Origin of the sequence: Pseudomonas sp. Sample_9 (assembly GCF_004307535.1) — a bacterium.
Lineage (GTDB): Bacteria > Pseudomonadota > Gammaproteobacteria > Pseudomonadales > Pseudomonadaceae > Aquipseudomonas > Aquipseudomonas mercuritolerans.
Window position 1 is genome coordinate 1 of record NZ_RAZO01000460.1, and the last position, 14317, is coordinate 14317.

General features: G+C 62.1%; 13 protein-coding genes. 8 read left to right on the forward strand and 5 right to left on the reverse strand.

From position 1 onward, the window contains the following. Positions 1–335, reverse strand: a 335-nt coding sequence (locus D6877_RS26305) for an META domain-containing protein (RefSeq protein WP_130912605.1), incomplete at its 3' end; no start/stop codon positions are given. After that, positions 335–769, reverse strand: coding sequence for a hypothetical protein (locus D6877_RS26310; RefSeq protein WP_039757838.1), 435 nt, complete (start codon positions 767–769; stop codon positions 335–337). The genes D6877_RS26310 and D6877_RS26305, both read right to left, overlap by 1 nt. Positions 770–903: 134 nt before the next feature. Between D6877_RS26310 and D6877_RS26315 the strand changes: the two genes are divergently transcribed. Beyond that, positions 904–1362: a hypothetical protein gene (locus D6877_RS26315; RefSeq protein WP_130912606.1), complete on the forward strand. Its 459-nt coding sequence runs from the start codon at positions 904–906 to the stop codon at positions 1360–1362. A gap of 6 nt (positions 1363–1368) precedes the next feature. Here D6877_RS26315 and D6877_RS26320 read toward each other — a convergent pair whose 3' ends face one another. Together D6877_RS26320 and D6877_RS26325 are read right to left on the reverse strand one after the other, a co-directional pair. After that, positions 1369–2358 carry a 2-hydroxyacid dehydrogenase gene (locus D6877_RS26320; RefSeq protein ID WP_130912607.1) on the reverse strand — a complete coding sequence of 330 codons (990 nt, stop codon included), beginning with the start codon at positions 2356–2358 and terminating at the stop codon, positions 1369–1371. An 81-nt stretch (positions 2359–2439) separates the two neighbouring features. Further along, complete coding sequence (locus D6877_RS26325) at positions 2440–5193, reverse strand: response regulator (RefSeq protein WP_130912608.1); 2754 nt, start codon at positions 5191–5193, stop codon at positions 2440–2442. Positions 5194–5399: 206 nt separating this feature from the next. Between D6877_RS26325 and D6877_RS26330 the strand changes: the two genes are divergently transcribed. From D6877_RS26330 to D6877_RS26365, 7 genes are all read left to right on the forward strand, one after another. Beyond that, positions 5400–6122 (forward strand): response regulator transcription factor, encoded by a 723-nt coding sequence (locus D6877_RS26330; protein ID WP_076563844.1) that lies wholly within the window; start codon positions 5400–5402, stop codon positions 6120–6122. Beyond that, positions 6109–7533 carry a sensor histidine kinase gene (locus D6877_RS26335; RefSeq protein WP_130912609.1) on the forward strand — a complete coding sequence of 475 codons (1425 nt, stop codon included), beginning with the start codon at positions 6109–6111 and terminating at the stop codon, positions 7531–7533. Before D6877_RS26330 ends, D6877_RS26335 begins: the two co-directional genes overlap by 14 nt. 210 nt (positions 7534–7743) lie before the next feature. After that, entirely contained in the window at positions 7744–8646 is a 903-nt protein-coding gene (gene cysM, locus D6877_RS26340; protein WP_178083756.1) for a cysteine synthase CysM, read from the forward strand. Further along, positions 8646–10022 carry a 23S rRNA (uracil(1939)-C(5))-methyltransferase RlmD gene (rlmD, locus tag D6877_RS26345; RefSeq protein WP_130912611.1) on the forward strand — a complete coding sequence of 459 codons (1377 nt, stop codon included), beginning with the start codon at positions 8646–8648 and terminating at the stop codon, positions 10020–10022. The genes cysM and rlmD overlap by 1 nt, the downstream gene beginning before the upstream one ends. 101 nt (positions 10023–10123) lie before the next feature. After that, positions 10124–12367, forward strand: a complete 2244-nt coding sequence (gene relA, locus D6877_RS26350; protein ID WP_041479585.1) for a GTP diphosphokinase — start codon at positions 10124–10126, stop codon at positions 12365–12367. Positions 12368–12497: 130 nt separating this feature from the next. Further along, a complete protein-coding gene (gene mazG, locus D6877_RS26360) occupies positions 12498–13331 on the forward strand; it encodes a nucleoside triphosphate pyrophosphohydrolase (RefSeq protein ID WP_024013963.1) in 834 nt (277 codons plus the stop codon). A gap of 26 nt (positions 13332–13357) precedes the next feature. After that, complete coding sequence (locus tag D6877_RS26365) at positions 13358–13900, forward strand: DUF2058 domain-containing protein (protein ID WP_016773645.1); 543 nt, start codon at positions 13358–13360, stop codon at positions 13898–13900. A gap of 68 nt (positions 13901–13968) precedes the next feature. Here the strand turns inward: D6877_RS26365 and D6877_RS26370 are convergent, their stop codons facing one another. Then, entirely contained in the window at positions 13969–14157 is a 189-nt protein-coding gene (locus D6877_RS26370) for a hypothetical protein (RefSeq protein ID WP_016773646.1), read from the reverse strand. Positions 14158–14317: the final 160 nt, after the last annotated feature.

The window sequence follows — 14317 nt, forward strand, 5'->3', positions numbered from 1 at the left end:
GAAATGTCCCAGCGCTCGACTTTTTCCAGCGCCTGCAAGAAGCGTTGTTCCTGCTCCATCAGCGCCGGGGCGCAGAGCTTGCGGGTCTTGCCGATCTTGCCGAAGCTCAGCTTGTCGCCGTCCTGCGTATACGGCGCGAACCAATGGTTGCAGCCGCCGTTGCCGTAGGCGCGGCCGTCATCGCCGAGGGTCACGGTCAGGTGGCTGTAATCCATCAGTGGCCGCTCGCCGATCCATTCCAGAATATAGCTGCGGTTGTGCTGCAGTTGCACCGGCTCTGCGGCGCAACCAACCAGGCCGACACCGATCAGTGCGGTCAGGGCGAGGCGTTTCATCACGCAGGCTCCTGGCATTTCGGGCACAGATGCTTGTCGCCGACGGCTTTCCAGCCCAGCTCGGCGATGCGCGCGGTGGCGGCAGGTTTCTCGGCGGTCTTGCCGAGTTTGGCATCCACGGCGAATTCGAAGCTCAGCTCTTTCGCGCAGCTGTCGCAGTTGACCTGCCAGGTGTGAATGGCCAGTTCGCCGAACACCGGGCCTGTGGTCATCGCGGTCCATTGGCCTGGCGGATTGATCAGGTGGCGCACAGTGTCGACGGTCAGGCGCATGGACAAATCCTTGCTGCCTTTGAGCGTGACCAACAGGGCATCACCGATACGGATCGAGCCACCGTTGCCGGTCACCTGATAGCGGCCCGGAACCAGGGCGCGGCATTCGGTGAGGGTGTGTTGCGGGTTCATCAGGGTGTAGCGGAAATCGTGTTCGACCATGGGTCCTCCAAATATGCGCGACATGCTAGCACGGGCTCGATTGCAGAATGATGCACGCGTGCGACCTTCGATCCGGTTCAAATGCGCCGACAGTCATGGCAAACTGCCGGCCCCCGAATCTGAAGGAACGGAACATGGCGCTGATCGAATGTTATGAATGCAAGCGGAGCATCAGTTCCGAAGCGCTGGTGTGCATTCACTGCGGCGCGCCGATGGCTGAACACGCCGCCATGCAGGCGCAATCGACGGCGGCACCGGTGCAAGCCTCGACGATTTCCTTCGGCAGCCTGCCACGCAACAACGCAGTGCCCGAGGCGGTTGCGCCGCCAGTGTCCGAGCCTTTACCCAAAGTGATGCCGGCAGCGGCGGGGCGTCGCCGTCGTCAGCAGGCCGCAGATCAGGCCCGCGATGAGCAGCAACCGCTCAATCCCGATGGCAGTCGCCCGGTGGAAGGCTGGCTGAAAATCATGGTGTTTCTGCTACCGGCGTTTTTCGTCTGGTTCCTGCTGCGCAACGGCCATTCCAGCAAGCAGCGCCTGCTCGGTTTCGGCTGGCTGGGCTTGCTGATCCTGGCGTCTTCGCTGTCCAAGTAAAACGGTTCAACCCTCGACCTGGTTCTGCGGCGCACCTGCCGCCCAGGTCGCGATGTTGTGCAGGGTGGTCGCGGCAATCGCGCCCAGTGCTTCGCGGGTCAGAAACGCCTGATGCGCAGTGATGATCACGTTGGGAAACGTCAGCAGACGCGCCAGCACATCGTCCTGCAACGGCAGGTCGGAGCGATCCTCGAAAAACAGCTGCGCCTCTTCCTCGTAAACATCCAGCCCCAGATAACCGAGTTGGCCGTCCTTCAGCGCGTCGATCAGCGCCGGCGTGTCCACCAGCCCGCCACGCCCGGTGTTGATCAGCATCGCCCCGGCCTGCATGTGCGCCAGTGAGTCGCGATTGATCAGATGCTTGCTCTGCTCGTTGAGCGGGCAATGCAGGCTGATGATCCGTGATTGCGCGAGCAACTCTGGCAGGCTCAGATAACGTGCGCCCAAGGCCAGCACCTCGGGATTGGGATACGGATCGTAAGCGAGCAGTTCACAGCCGAAGCCGTGCATGATTTTCGCGAACGTTGCGCCGATCTGTCCGGTGCCGACGATGCCGACGGTCTTGCCGACCAGATCGAAACCGGTCAGGCCGTGCAGGCTGAAATCGCCTTCGCGGGTGCGGTTGTAGGCACGGTGCAAGCGACGATTGAGGGCGAGGATCAGCGCCACCGCATGTTCGGCCACGGCGTGCGGTGAGTAGGCCGGCACACGCACGACGGCCAGACCGAGGCGTTTCGCCGCGGGCAAATCGACGTGGTTGTAACCCGCCGAACGCAGGGCAATCAGCCGCGTGCCGCCGGCAGCAAGGCGTTCGAGCACCGGGGCGCTGAGGTCGTCATTGATGAACGCGCAGACCACTTCGTGCTGCTCGGCCAGCTGCGCCGTATCGAGGCTCAGCCGCGCCGCTTGAAAGTGCAGTTCGAGCCCGGCCGGGCAGTCGGCGGCGAGGAAGCTGTCGCGGTCGTAGGTCTGGCTGCTGAAAATGATCGTGCGCATGAATCCTCCTGGAACATCGACGCGGGCCGCAACGGCCCGCGACAACTGTAGCGCTTTGCGCGCGCCGTGCCTTGCCGCAGGTCAGGCGCTGATGCGCGCCTGCGCCGCGAGTCGATTGATCGAGCGCTCCAGTTCATCCAGTGCGGCGGCGGCTTTCGGATCGTCCTGCTTGAGCAGGGTTTCGCTGCGCTGGCAGGCGGCGCGCAGTTGCGGCACGCCGCAATAACGGGTCGCGCCGTGCAAGCGGTGCACGCGTTCGAGCAGGGCATTCTGGTCGTGGCTGTCACGCGCGGCGCGTATCGCTTCGCGGTCGGCTTCCAGCGAGGCCAGCAGCATGGCGAGCATGTCCGCCGCCAGATCCGCCTTGCCCGCTGCCAGACGCAAGCCTTCTTCGTGATCGAGCACCGGCAGTTCCTGCTGACTCGCCGCGCTGTCGCCGCTGCGCTCCGGCGCCTGATTGCGCAGGGCCAGTCCGGTCCACTTCAACACCACCTGCGCCAGTTGCCGCTCGCTGATCGGTTTGGTCAGGTAGTCGTCCATGCCGCTTTGCAGCAGCGCGCGTTTTTCGTTGGCCATGGCGTGGGCGGTAAGGGCGACGATCGGCAGCGGCGTGCAATGCCGTTCGCTTTCCCACTGGCGAATGGTTTCAGTGGTCTGGCGTCCGTCCATGCCGGGCATCTGCACGTCCATCAACACCAGATCGAAGGATTCGCTCTGCACGGCTTTGACGGCCGCGTAACCGCTTTCGACCGCGAGCACTCGGGCGCCCATGTCTTCGAGCAGGGTCTGCACCAGCAGCAGATTGGCCGGGTTGTCGTCGACACACAGCACGCGCGGCGCACGGCTGGACAGCGGCTCGCCCGGTTCGCTGCGGGTCTGGCGCGGATTGACCAGATCGGACAACGCCCGGCGCAGCTTGCGGGTACACGCCGGTTTGGCTTGGAGCTGGCTGTGCGGGTTGGGCACCGACAGATGAAACAGCGTCTGTTCGGTGGTCGGGCACAGCACCAGCACTTTGCAGCCCAGATGTTCAAGGTCCCAGATGTGCTGGTTCAAGCGTTCCGGGAGCATGTCGTTGCTGGTGATGCCGATCACCGCCAGGTCGATCGCCTGATCGGTCTGATGCGCGCCGGTAACGCCATTGCTCAGGCTCTCCAGAGTGTTGAACGGCGTAACTTGCAGTCCGCAGTCTTCCAGCTGATGTTGCAAGGCCTGACGCGCCAGTTCGTGATTTTCCAGCACCGCCACACGGCGCCCGAGCAGCGGCGCGGCGGGCAGGTCTTCGGCGTCGTCGCGAGTCTTGGGCAGGCTCAGGCTGATCCAGAATTCCGAACCTTCGCCCGGCGTGCTGTCGACGCCGATCTCGCCGCCCATCTGCTCGATCAGGCGCTTGGAGATCACCAGCCCCAGGCCGGTGCCGCCGGGTTGGCGCGACAGCGAATTGTCGGCCTGACTGAAAGCCTGGAACAGCGCGCGGACATCCTGACTGGACAAACCGATGCCGGTGTCCTGAATGCTGATGCGCAGTTGCACGCTGTCTTCGTGTTCGTCTTCGAGCATTGCCCGAGCGACGATGGTGCCTTCGCGGGTGAACTTGATCGCGTTGCTGACCAGATTGGTGAGGATCTGCTTCAGGCGCAGCGGATCGCCGACCAGCGACAGCGGCGTATCGCGATAGACCAGGCTGACCAGCTCGAGCTGCTTGGCGTGCGCGGCCGGGGCGAGGATGGTCAGGGTGTCCTGCAACAGGTCACGCAGGTTGAACGGAATGTGGTCGAGCACCAGTTTGCCGGCCTCGATCTTCGAGAAATCGAGAATCTCGTTGATGATCCCCAACAGGCTGTCGGCGGACTTTTCGATGGTGCCCAGATAGTCGAGCTGGCGCGGGGTCAGTTCGCTTTTCTGCAATAGATGAGTGAAGCCGAGAATGCCGTTGAGCGGCGTGCGGATCTCGTGGCTCATGTTGGCGAGGAATTCGGATTTGATCCGGCTGGCTTCCAGCGCTTCCTTGCGCGCCAGGTCCAGCTCGATGTTCTGGATCTCGATGGTTTCCAGGTTCTGCCGCACGTCCTCGGTGGCCTGATCGACGCTGTGCTGCAATTCTTCACGAGCGTTCTGCAGGGTGCCGGCCATGCGGTTGATACCCGAGGCCAGTTCATCCAGTTCCTGACTGCCGAGGGGCGGCAAGCGGGTTTCCAGATGACCGTCCTTGAGTTGCGCGACCGCTTGTTTGATCTGGCTCAGCGGACGGTTGATGGTGCGGCCCATGCGCAACGCGAGGAGGGCGGCGCCAGCAAGTCCGGCGGCGATCAGCAGCAGGCTGGCGAACAGGCTGCGATAGCCGCGCAGCAACATGCCGTTGTGCGACAGCTCCAGTTCGACCCAGCCGAGCAGGCGTTCGGATTCTTCGGGAATGATTTCGCCGGCGAGGTTGCGGTGCTTGCCGAACACCGGCATCAGGTAGCGCGTCGCGTCATTGCCGCTGCGTCGTTGCAGCAGCGCGCTGTCACCGCTCGGGGCCTGATTGAGCATGGTCGGCCCGGCGTGGGCCAGTGGCGAGCGGTCCGCCGCGAGGAAGGTCACTGCGCGCACGTCGGGTTGTTCAAGGGACTGGGTGGCGATGCGTTCAAGCAGATCGGCATCGCCGTGACCCATTGCCGGCGCCACCAGCGGCGCCAGTTGCTCGGCGATCATTTCGCCGCGCTGCATCAATTGGCTTTGCAGGTCGGTCTGCTGCGTCCAGGTGAAATAGCCACCCAGCACCAGCGCCATCAGGCTGGTCGGCAACAAGGTCAGCAACAGCACGCGACCTTTGATTCCCAGTTTCTTGAGCACGCCTATCTCCCGCATCCCGCTGTTCTGTTGACACATGCGTGCATCCGGCACGCGACATGGGCGCAGTGTAGCGATTTGCAGGCGGGCAATCTTGCGGAAAATGCAGCGCCGCCCACGCACTCGTTCGTCCGACAGGCCAAGCTTGTGTTGCCCGCTGTCGGACAATCTTGAATAATCCGCCAACTGAGAATTACTTGCAGATACTCATGACTCCTGTTTCCGTTGGCCAGCCACGCATCCTTTCCATTGAAGACGATCCGGTCCTCGGCGCGTATGTGCACGAGCATCTGGGCCGCAGCGGTTTTCAGGTGACCTGGTGCCAGAACGGCCAGGAAGGTCTGAACATCGCCCAGCGTCAGCCTTTCGACGTGGTGCTGATGGATATTCTGCTGCCGGGGCTCGATGGTCTGCAGTTGTTGACGCAATTGCGGCAGAGCCATTCGACGCCGGTGTTGCTGATGTCGGCGCTGGGTGCCGAGGCCGATCGCATCAGCGGTTTCCGCCTCGGTGCCGATGACTATCTGCCCAAGCCGTTCAGCATGGCCGAGTTGCATGTGCGCATCGAAGCGATCCTGCGCCGCGTGGCCTTGGATCGGCGCCCGCCTGCGGTTACCGCTGCGGTGGTCAGCGGCGCCCTGCGTTTCGATGACGAACAGTGCGATGTGTTTTTCCGCGAGCAAGCGGCCGGGCTGACCCGCAGCGAATTCCGTCTGCTGGAAACCCTGCACCGCAACAACGAGGAGGTGCTGAGCAAGGCCTTCCTTTATCAGCACGTCCTGCAACGCGGCTTTGCGGCGCACGACCGCAGCCTCGACATGCACATCAGCCAGATCCGCCGCAAACTCAAAGCCATCGGTTACACCGAGCGCGAAGTGCGCACGGTGTGGGGCAAGGGCTACGTCTTGAGCGGCGCCGATGAAACTGTCTGAGCTGCCGGGTCGGCATTCGCTGTTCTGGAAACTGGCGTGCCTGCTGGTGGCGTTCTGTCTGCTGATGATCTGGCTGAGCTGGTCGTGGGGCCGCTACATGGAGGAGCGCAATCAGTTCCTCTCCAGTGACGCGCGCAGCACCCTCAGCCGTTACGCCGCGCAAGCCGAACAGGCGTGGCAGCGCGGCGGGCGCAATGGCGTGGATGACTGGTTGCAGAGCATGGAATTGCGCGAGGCCAGTTGGGTCGGCGTGATCGGCGCTGATTTGCAGTCGCTGAGCAGCCAGCCGTTGAACGCGGCAGAGGTGCAGCACCTGACCTTTTTGCGCGGCCTCGACTGGCCGATTCACAAGAAGGGCCGGCCTTGGCTGCGGGTACCGTTCCCTCAGGATCCGACCGTCGGCATTCTCGTCATTGAATTGCCCGAGCGTTTTGTCCCGGGCAAGTACCGGGTGTTCTGGCGGGTGATCACCAACGGTTTGATTCCCGGGCTGTTCACTCTGTTGCTCTGCGTCGGCCTGTATCGCCTGTTGGTGGTGCCGCTGAACAACCTGCGCGAACAGGCCAACGCCTGGCGCGCCGACCAGTTGAATGTGCGCCTGTCGAGCGGCATCACCCAGCGCCCGGATGAACTCGGTGAACTGGCGCGGGCCTTCGATTCCATGTCCGAGCGCCTGCAAACCACCGTCGCCTTGCAGCAGCAGTTATTGCGCGACTTGTCCCACGAACTGCGCACGCCGCTGAGCCGTCTGCGCGTGGCCAGTGAAAGCGAACAGGGCCTGGCGCAATTGCGCGAGCGCATCGGCCGCGAGGTCGACGGCATGCAGCGGCTGGTCGAAGACACCCTGCAACTGGCCTGGCTCGACACCGACCGCTCACCGTTGCCGGATGAAGCGATCCAGATTCAGGCGCTGTGGGAAATGCTCACCGACAACGCCTGCTATGAAAGCGGCTGGCCGAGTCTGCAACTGCAGTGCTCGGTCGAAGCATCGTGCTGGGTGCGCGGCAACCTCAATACCCTGGCGCAGGCGCTGGAAAACATCCTGCGCAACGCCATTCGTCACTCGCCCGAGGGCGGGATTGTGCGTCTCGATGCACGGCGCGATGGCGAGTATTGGCATTTGTGGCTGGAGGATCAGGGCGGCGGCGTGGCTGACGAAGATCTGCAGCGAATCTTTTCGCCGTTCATTCGATTGGACGGATCAAGGCCCGGGGATGGTGGGTTTGGGCTGGGATTGAGCATTGCGCGCAATGCGGTGCAGCGCCAGGGCGGGTTGCTCTGGGCGGAAAATACCGGGGCGGGGCTGCGGTTGAATTTGCGCTTGCTGGCGGATGATGGTGTTGCCCATGCGGACGCCTTCGCGAGCAGGCTCGCTCCCACAATGGATGTGCATTCACCGCAGATCGCATAGGCAACATTCATCCCCTGTGGGAGCGAGCCTGCTCGCAAATTCCAAGCAGCACCACGAGAACTGAGTGTTGCGCAAATAAAAGTCGCACCACTGGCGCGACTTTTATTTGCTTATTCCCATAAACCATAAGCACCGCACTTTGCGTGATATGGCCTGCGCGGGTTTGCCGGTATGATAGGCGCCCCCGCACGTCTGGATTGCGAATACGCCATGACCCTGCAGTACCCAACCATCGCCGATTGCGTCGGCAACACGCCGCTGGTGCGTTTGCAGCGCCTGCCCGGCGCCACCAGCAACACCCTTTTGCTCAAGCTCGAAGGGAACAACCCGGCGGGTTCGGTCAAGGACCGCCCGGCGTTGTCGATGATCACTCGCGCCGAGTTGCGCGGGCAGATCAGTCCCGGCGATACGCTGATCGAGGCGACCTCCGGCAACACCGGTATCGCGCTGGCGATGGCCGCTGCGATCAAGGGTTACAAGATGATCCTGATCATGCCGGACAACTCCAGCGCCGAGCGCAAGGCGGCGATGACCGCTTATGGCGCCGAGCTGATTCTGGTGACTCAGGAAGAGGGCATGGAAGGCGCCCGCGATCTGGCCCAGCGTATGGAAGCCGAAGGCCGTGGCAAGGTGCTCGACCAGTTCGCCAATGGCGACAACCCTGAAGCGCACTACACCACCACCGGCCCGGAAATCTGGCGTCAGACCCAGGGCAGCATCACCCATTTCGTCAGTTCGATGGGCACCACCGGCACCATCATGGGCGTGTCGCGCTACCTCAAAGAGCAGAGCGACAGCGTGCAGATCGTCGGCCTGCAACCGATGGAAGGCTCGGCCATTCCCGGCATCCGCCGCTGGCCGCAGGAATACCTGCCGAAGATCTATCAGGCTGACCGCGTCGATCGCATCGTCGACATGGCGCAAAGCGAAGCCGAAGACGTCACCCGGCGCCTGGCCCGCGAAGAAGGCATCTTCTGCGGCGTGTCCTCGGGCGGTGCGGTGGCAGCGATGCTGCGCTTGTCCAAAGAAGTTGAAAACGCGGTGATCGTCGCGATCATCTGCGACCGTGGCGACCGTTACCTGTCGACCGGCATTTTCGACGCGCCGAACTGATGGCCAAACATGAGAGAGGCCTGCGCTTCCAGCCTACCGGCGGCAGCAAGGCGCCACAGATCCCGACCGGCAAAAAGCAGCGCTTGAACATCGAGCGCCTGGCCAATGACGGTCGCGGTATCGCGTTTTTCGAAGGCAAAACCTGGTTCGTCCTTGGCGCCCTTGCCGGTGAAGAGGTCGAAGCACGGGTGCTCGGCGCCCACGGCAAAGTGGTCGAAGCGCGCACTGAACGGGTGTTCACTGCCAGCGAATTGCGCCGTCCGGCAGCGTGCGCGCACTTCGGCCGCTGTGGCGGATGCAGCCTTCAGCACTTGCCCCACGACGAACAACTCGCCCTGAAACAGCGCATGCTCGCCGAGCAATTGTCGCGGGTGGCCGGTGTCGAACCTGAAGAATGGGCGGCGCCGCTGACCGGCCCGGAATTCGGTTACCGTCGGCGCGCGCGGATCGCCGTGCGCTGGGACATGAAGGCAAAGAAACTCGAAGTAGGTTTCCGCGCCGCCGGCAGTCAGGACATCGTCGCGATCAGCGAATGCCCGGTGCTGGTACAGCCCTTGCAACCGATCATGACCCGCTTGCCGGAGATGCTGCGGCGCTTGAGCAAACCGCAGGCGCTGGGCCATGTCGAGCTGTTCAGCGGCTCATCACTGGCGCTATTGCTGCGGCACATGGCGCCGTTGTCCGAAGCGGATCTGAGCATCCTCAAGGATTTCTGCCAGTTCCACGAGGCGCAGTTGTGGCTGCATGGCGAAGGTGAACCGCAACCAGTCGAGGCCGGTCAGAGCCTCGGTTATCGCCTGGAACAGTGGGATCTCGAGCTGGCTTATCGGCCGGGAGATTTCGTTCAGGTCAACGCCGGGGTCAACGAAGCGATGATCGCCCAGGCGCTGGACTGGCTGAAACCGACGGCTGAAGAACGCGTGCTCGACCTGTTTTGCGGGTTGGGAAATTTTGCGCTACCGCTGGCTAAAAGCGTGCGTGAAGTGGTGGCGGTGGAAGGCGTGCAGACCATGGTCGAGCGCGCCGCTGCCAATGCCATCAGTAACAATTTGCATAACACAAAGTTTTTTCAAGCCGATTTATCCCAGCCTTTGAGCGATGCCCAGTGGATCGGAAACGGCTTTTCTGCGGTACTCTTGGACCCACCGCGTGACGGTGCTTTCGAGGTGGTGCGCAAGCTCGCGACCCTGGGTGCCAAGCGGTTGGTATACGTGTCGTGCAACCCGGCCACGCTGGCGCGCGACACGCAGGAATTGATCAAGCAGGGCTACCGGTTAAAACGTGCCGGGATTCTCGATATGTTTCCTCAGACGGCACATGTCGAGGCCATGGCGTTATTTGAAGCGAGCCAGGACGGCTCGTCTGAATCCGTCTGATCTGTCCGCGCAGCGCTCGCCTGAGCCCCGCGAGCGCGAACGGACACTGAGGATCAGCGATTTGACGCATTGAATCTGCGTCGTAGGGAAGGTAAAGCAGCATGGTACAGGTGAGAGCACACCAGCCGATCAACACCGACGGCAGTATCAATCTCGAGGCCTGGCTCGATCACGCGGTCAGTGTCGATCTGGCACTGGATCGCGAGGCCTTGAAAGAAGCCTGCGAGTTCGCTCGCGAGGCCGAACAGCAGTCCAATGCGAAGAAGAACCTGTGGGCCGAAGGCTCCGGCAGTTTCAGCACTGGCCTTGAGATCGCCGAGATCCTCGCCGACCTCAAGCTCGATCAGGATTCACTGGTCGCCGCCGTTTTGTATCGTGGCGTGCGTGAAGGCCAGATAGAGCTGGCGGCCATCGGCCAGCGCTTCGGTCCGGTAGTGGCCAAGCTGATCGACGGCGTGCAGCGCATGGCGGCCATCAGCGCCAGCCTCAGCCCACGGCAATCGATGGTCATGGGCACGCAAGGGCAGGTCGAGAACCTGCGCAAAATGCTCGTGGCCATGGTCGATGACGTACGCGTTGCGCTGATCAAACTGGCCGAACGCACCTGCGCCATCCGTGCGGTGAAAACCGCCGACGATGAAAAGCGCAACCGCGTCGCTCGCGAAGTCTTCGACATCTATGCGCCACTGGCGCATCGCCTCGGCATCGGTCATATCAAATGGGAACTGGAGGACTTGTCCTTCCGTTATCTGGAACCCGATCAATACAAGCAGATCGCCAAGTTGCTCCACGAGCGGCGGCTGGACCGCGAGCGTTTCATCAGCGACGTGATGACCCAGCTCAAGGACGAACTGCAGGCCACCGGCGTCGACGCCGACATCAGCGGCCGGGCCAAACACATCTACTCGATCTGGCGCAAAATGCAGCGCAAGGGTCTGGAATTCAGCCAGATCTACGACGTTCGCGCGGTGCGCGTGCTGGTGCCGGAAATGCGCGACTGCTACACCGCGCTCGGTATCGTCCACACCCTGTGGCGGCACATCCCGAAAGAATTCGACGACTACATCGCCAACCCGAAAGAGAACGGCTACCGCTCGCTGCACACGGCGGTGATCGGCCCGGAAGGCAAGGTCCTCGAGGTGCAGATCCGCACCCACTCCATGCACGAAGAAGCCGAACTCGGCGTCTGCGCGCACTGGCGCTACAAGGGTACCGACGTCAAATCCGGCTCGAACCATTACGAAGAGAAAATTTCCTGGCTGCGTCAGGTCCTCGAATGGCATGAAGAGCTGGGTGATATCGGCGGTCTGGCCGAACAGTTGCGCGTCGATATCGAGCCTGATCGGGTTTACATCTTCACTCCCGACGGTCACGCCATCGATTTGCCGAAAGGCGCGACGCCGCTGGATTTCGCCTATCGCGTACACACCGAAATCGGCCACAACTGCCGGGGCGCGAAGATCAACGGCCGTATCGTGCCGCTGAACTACAGCCTGCAGACCGGCGAGCAGGTCGAGATCATCACCAGCAAGCACGGCACGCCGAGCCGCGACTGGCTGAACCCGAACCTCGGTTACGTCACCACCTCGCGGGCGCGGGCGAAGATCGTTCACTGGTTCAAATTGCAGGCTCGCGATCAGAACGTCGCGGCCGGTAAAACTCTGATCGAGCGTGAACTCAATCGCCTCGGCCTGCCGGCGGTGGATTTCGACAAGCTGGCTGAAAAGGCCAACATGAAAACCGCCGAAGACATGTTCGCCGCCCTCGGTGCCGGCGACCTGCGCCAGGCGCATCTGGTCAACCTGGCGCAGCAACTGGTCGAACCGGAGCGTGGCAACGAGCAACTGGAACTGATCCCGCGCAAGGCCACCGGTTACAAGCCGGGCAAGCGCGGCGATATCCAGATCCAGGGCGTCGGCAACCTGATGACGCAGATGGCCGGCTGCTGCCAGCCGCTGCCGGGCGATGCGATTGTCGGTTACATCACCCAGGGCCGTGGCGTGAGCATTCACCGCCAGGACTGCGCCTCGGTGCTGCAACTGGGCGGGCGCGAGCCGGAGCGGATCATCCAGGTCAGCTGGGGGCCGGTGCCGGTGCTCACCTATCCGGTGGACATCATCATCCGCGCCTACGACCGTTCCGGGCTGCTGCGTGACGTCTCGCAGGTGCTGCTCAACGAGCGCATCAACGTGCTGGCGGTCAACACCCGCTCGAACAAGGAAGACAACACCGCGCTGATGTCGCTGACCATCGAGATCCCCGGTCTGGATGCGCTGGGACGGCTGCTGGGGCGGATTTCGCAATTGCCGAACATCATCGAAACGCGGCGTAACCGTACCCCGTGAAGATGACTCTGATCCCATGTGGGAGCTGGCTTGCCAGCGATGCAGACAACTCGGTCTCTCAGGAGAGTCGAGGTGATGCAATCGCTGGCAAGCCAGCTCCCACAGGATTTTGTGGTGAGCCTGATAAATGATGTATTCACTCGAAGACCTGCTCCACCTGATGTCCCGCCTGCGCGATCCGCAGTTCGGTTGTCCGTGGGACATCAAGCAAACCTACGCGACCATCGTCCCGCACACCCTCGAAGAAGCCTATGAAGTGGCCGATGCCATCGAACGTGGCGATCTCGATCACTTGCAGGGCGAGTTGGGCGATCTGTTGTTTCAGGTGGTGTATTACAGCCAGTTGGCCAAGGAAGAGGGGCGGTTCGAATTTGCCGGGGTGATCGACAGCATCACGCGCAAACTGATCCGCCGTCATCCGCATGTGTTCCCGACGGGCGATCTGTACGCGCCGCTCGACGTGCCGCGCTTGAGCGAAGAGCAGGTCAAGCAGCGCTGGGAAGAGATCAAGGCCGAAGAGCGTGCCGAGAAAGCCTCGGCGCCCGAGCAGTTGTCCTTGCTCGACGACGTGCCGGCCACGTTGCCGGCACTGTCGCGCTCGGCCAAGTTGCAGAAGCGCGCCGGGCAGGTCGGTTTCGACTGGCCGGATGCCTTGCCGGTGCTCGACAAGGTGCGCGAAGAGCTCGATGAAGTGCTCGAAGCCATGTCGGAAAATGATCCGGTGGCGGTGGCCGACGAGATCGGCGATCTGCTGTTTTCCGTGGTCAATCTGGCCCGGCATCTGAAGGTCGATCCGGAAACCGCCCTGCGCGGCGCCAATGGCAAGTTTGAACGACGTTTCCGTTTTATCGAACAGGCATTGCGCGACACCCACCGTCCCATGGAAGATTGCACCCTCGAAGAGTTGGACGCCCTGTGGGGCGAAGCCAAACGCCAGGAAAAGAATGAGCCCAGCTGCGGCTGAGCCGTTGCCCAAGTGAGTAAGCATTGATGAGCCTTTCCCTTCGCGACCAGTTGCTCAAAGCAGGCCTGGTCAACCAAAAGCAGGCCAAGCAGGTCAGCAAAGACAAGCAGAAGCAACAGCGTCTGGCCCACAAAGGCCAGGCTGAGCTGGACGATTCGCAGCAGCGCGCCGCCCAGGAAGCCATGGCCGAGAAGGTCAAGCGCGACCAGGAGCTGAACCGTCAGCAGCAGGAGAAGGCCGAGGCCAAGGCCCGCGCCGCGCAGGTCAAGCAATTGATCGAGGTCTCGCGTCTGCCCAAGCTGACCACCGAGGACTACTACAACTTCGTCGATGACAAGAAGGTCAAGCGCATCTCGGTCAACACGCTGATGCGCAACAAGCTCAGCAGCGGTTCGCTGGCGATCGTGCACCACAATGGCGGCTATGAAGTGATTCCCCGTGAAGCGGCGCTGAAGATCCAGGAGCGCGACCCGCAGCGCATCGTCCAGCTCAACGTGCAGACCGAAGAGGTCAACGCCGAGGACGATCCGTACGCGGCGTACCAGATCCCTGACGATCTGATGTGGTAAATCCACGGCTGTAACAACGACGAACCCCGCTCATGGCGGGGTTTGTCGTTTTCAAATGCTGTGTTGTTTCAGGCGGACTTCAGTTCTCTTTGCTGTTCCTGCACTTCCAGTTCAGCCTTGTAGTTATGCGCATCGATTTCGTTGTGGAACATGCCGACCAACAAGTCTTGTTGATGCACATCCCAGATACGGATGCCGGCGGCCAGGCCTTCGTGGGACATGTGTGAATCGTCGCGTTCAGTTACTTTTACAGTCATCTGCTAGCTCCAGATCTCAAGTTACTGCACCAAGGCGTGTGCAGGACTCTGTTATAGGATTTGTTAGTCAGCTAAGTAAACCGCCAATTGGCGCAAGGTGTTGTTGCGGATTTCGCAACAGTGCTGGAGGCCGCGTAAACCGCGACATTCGGTCGCAGGG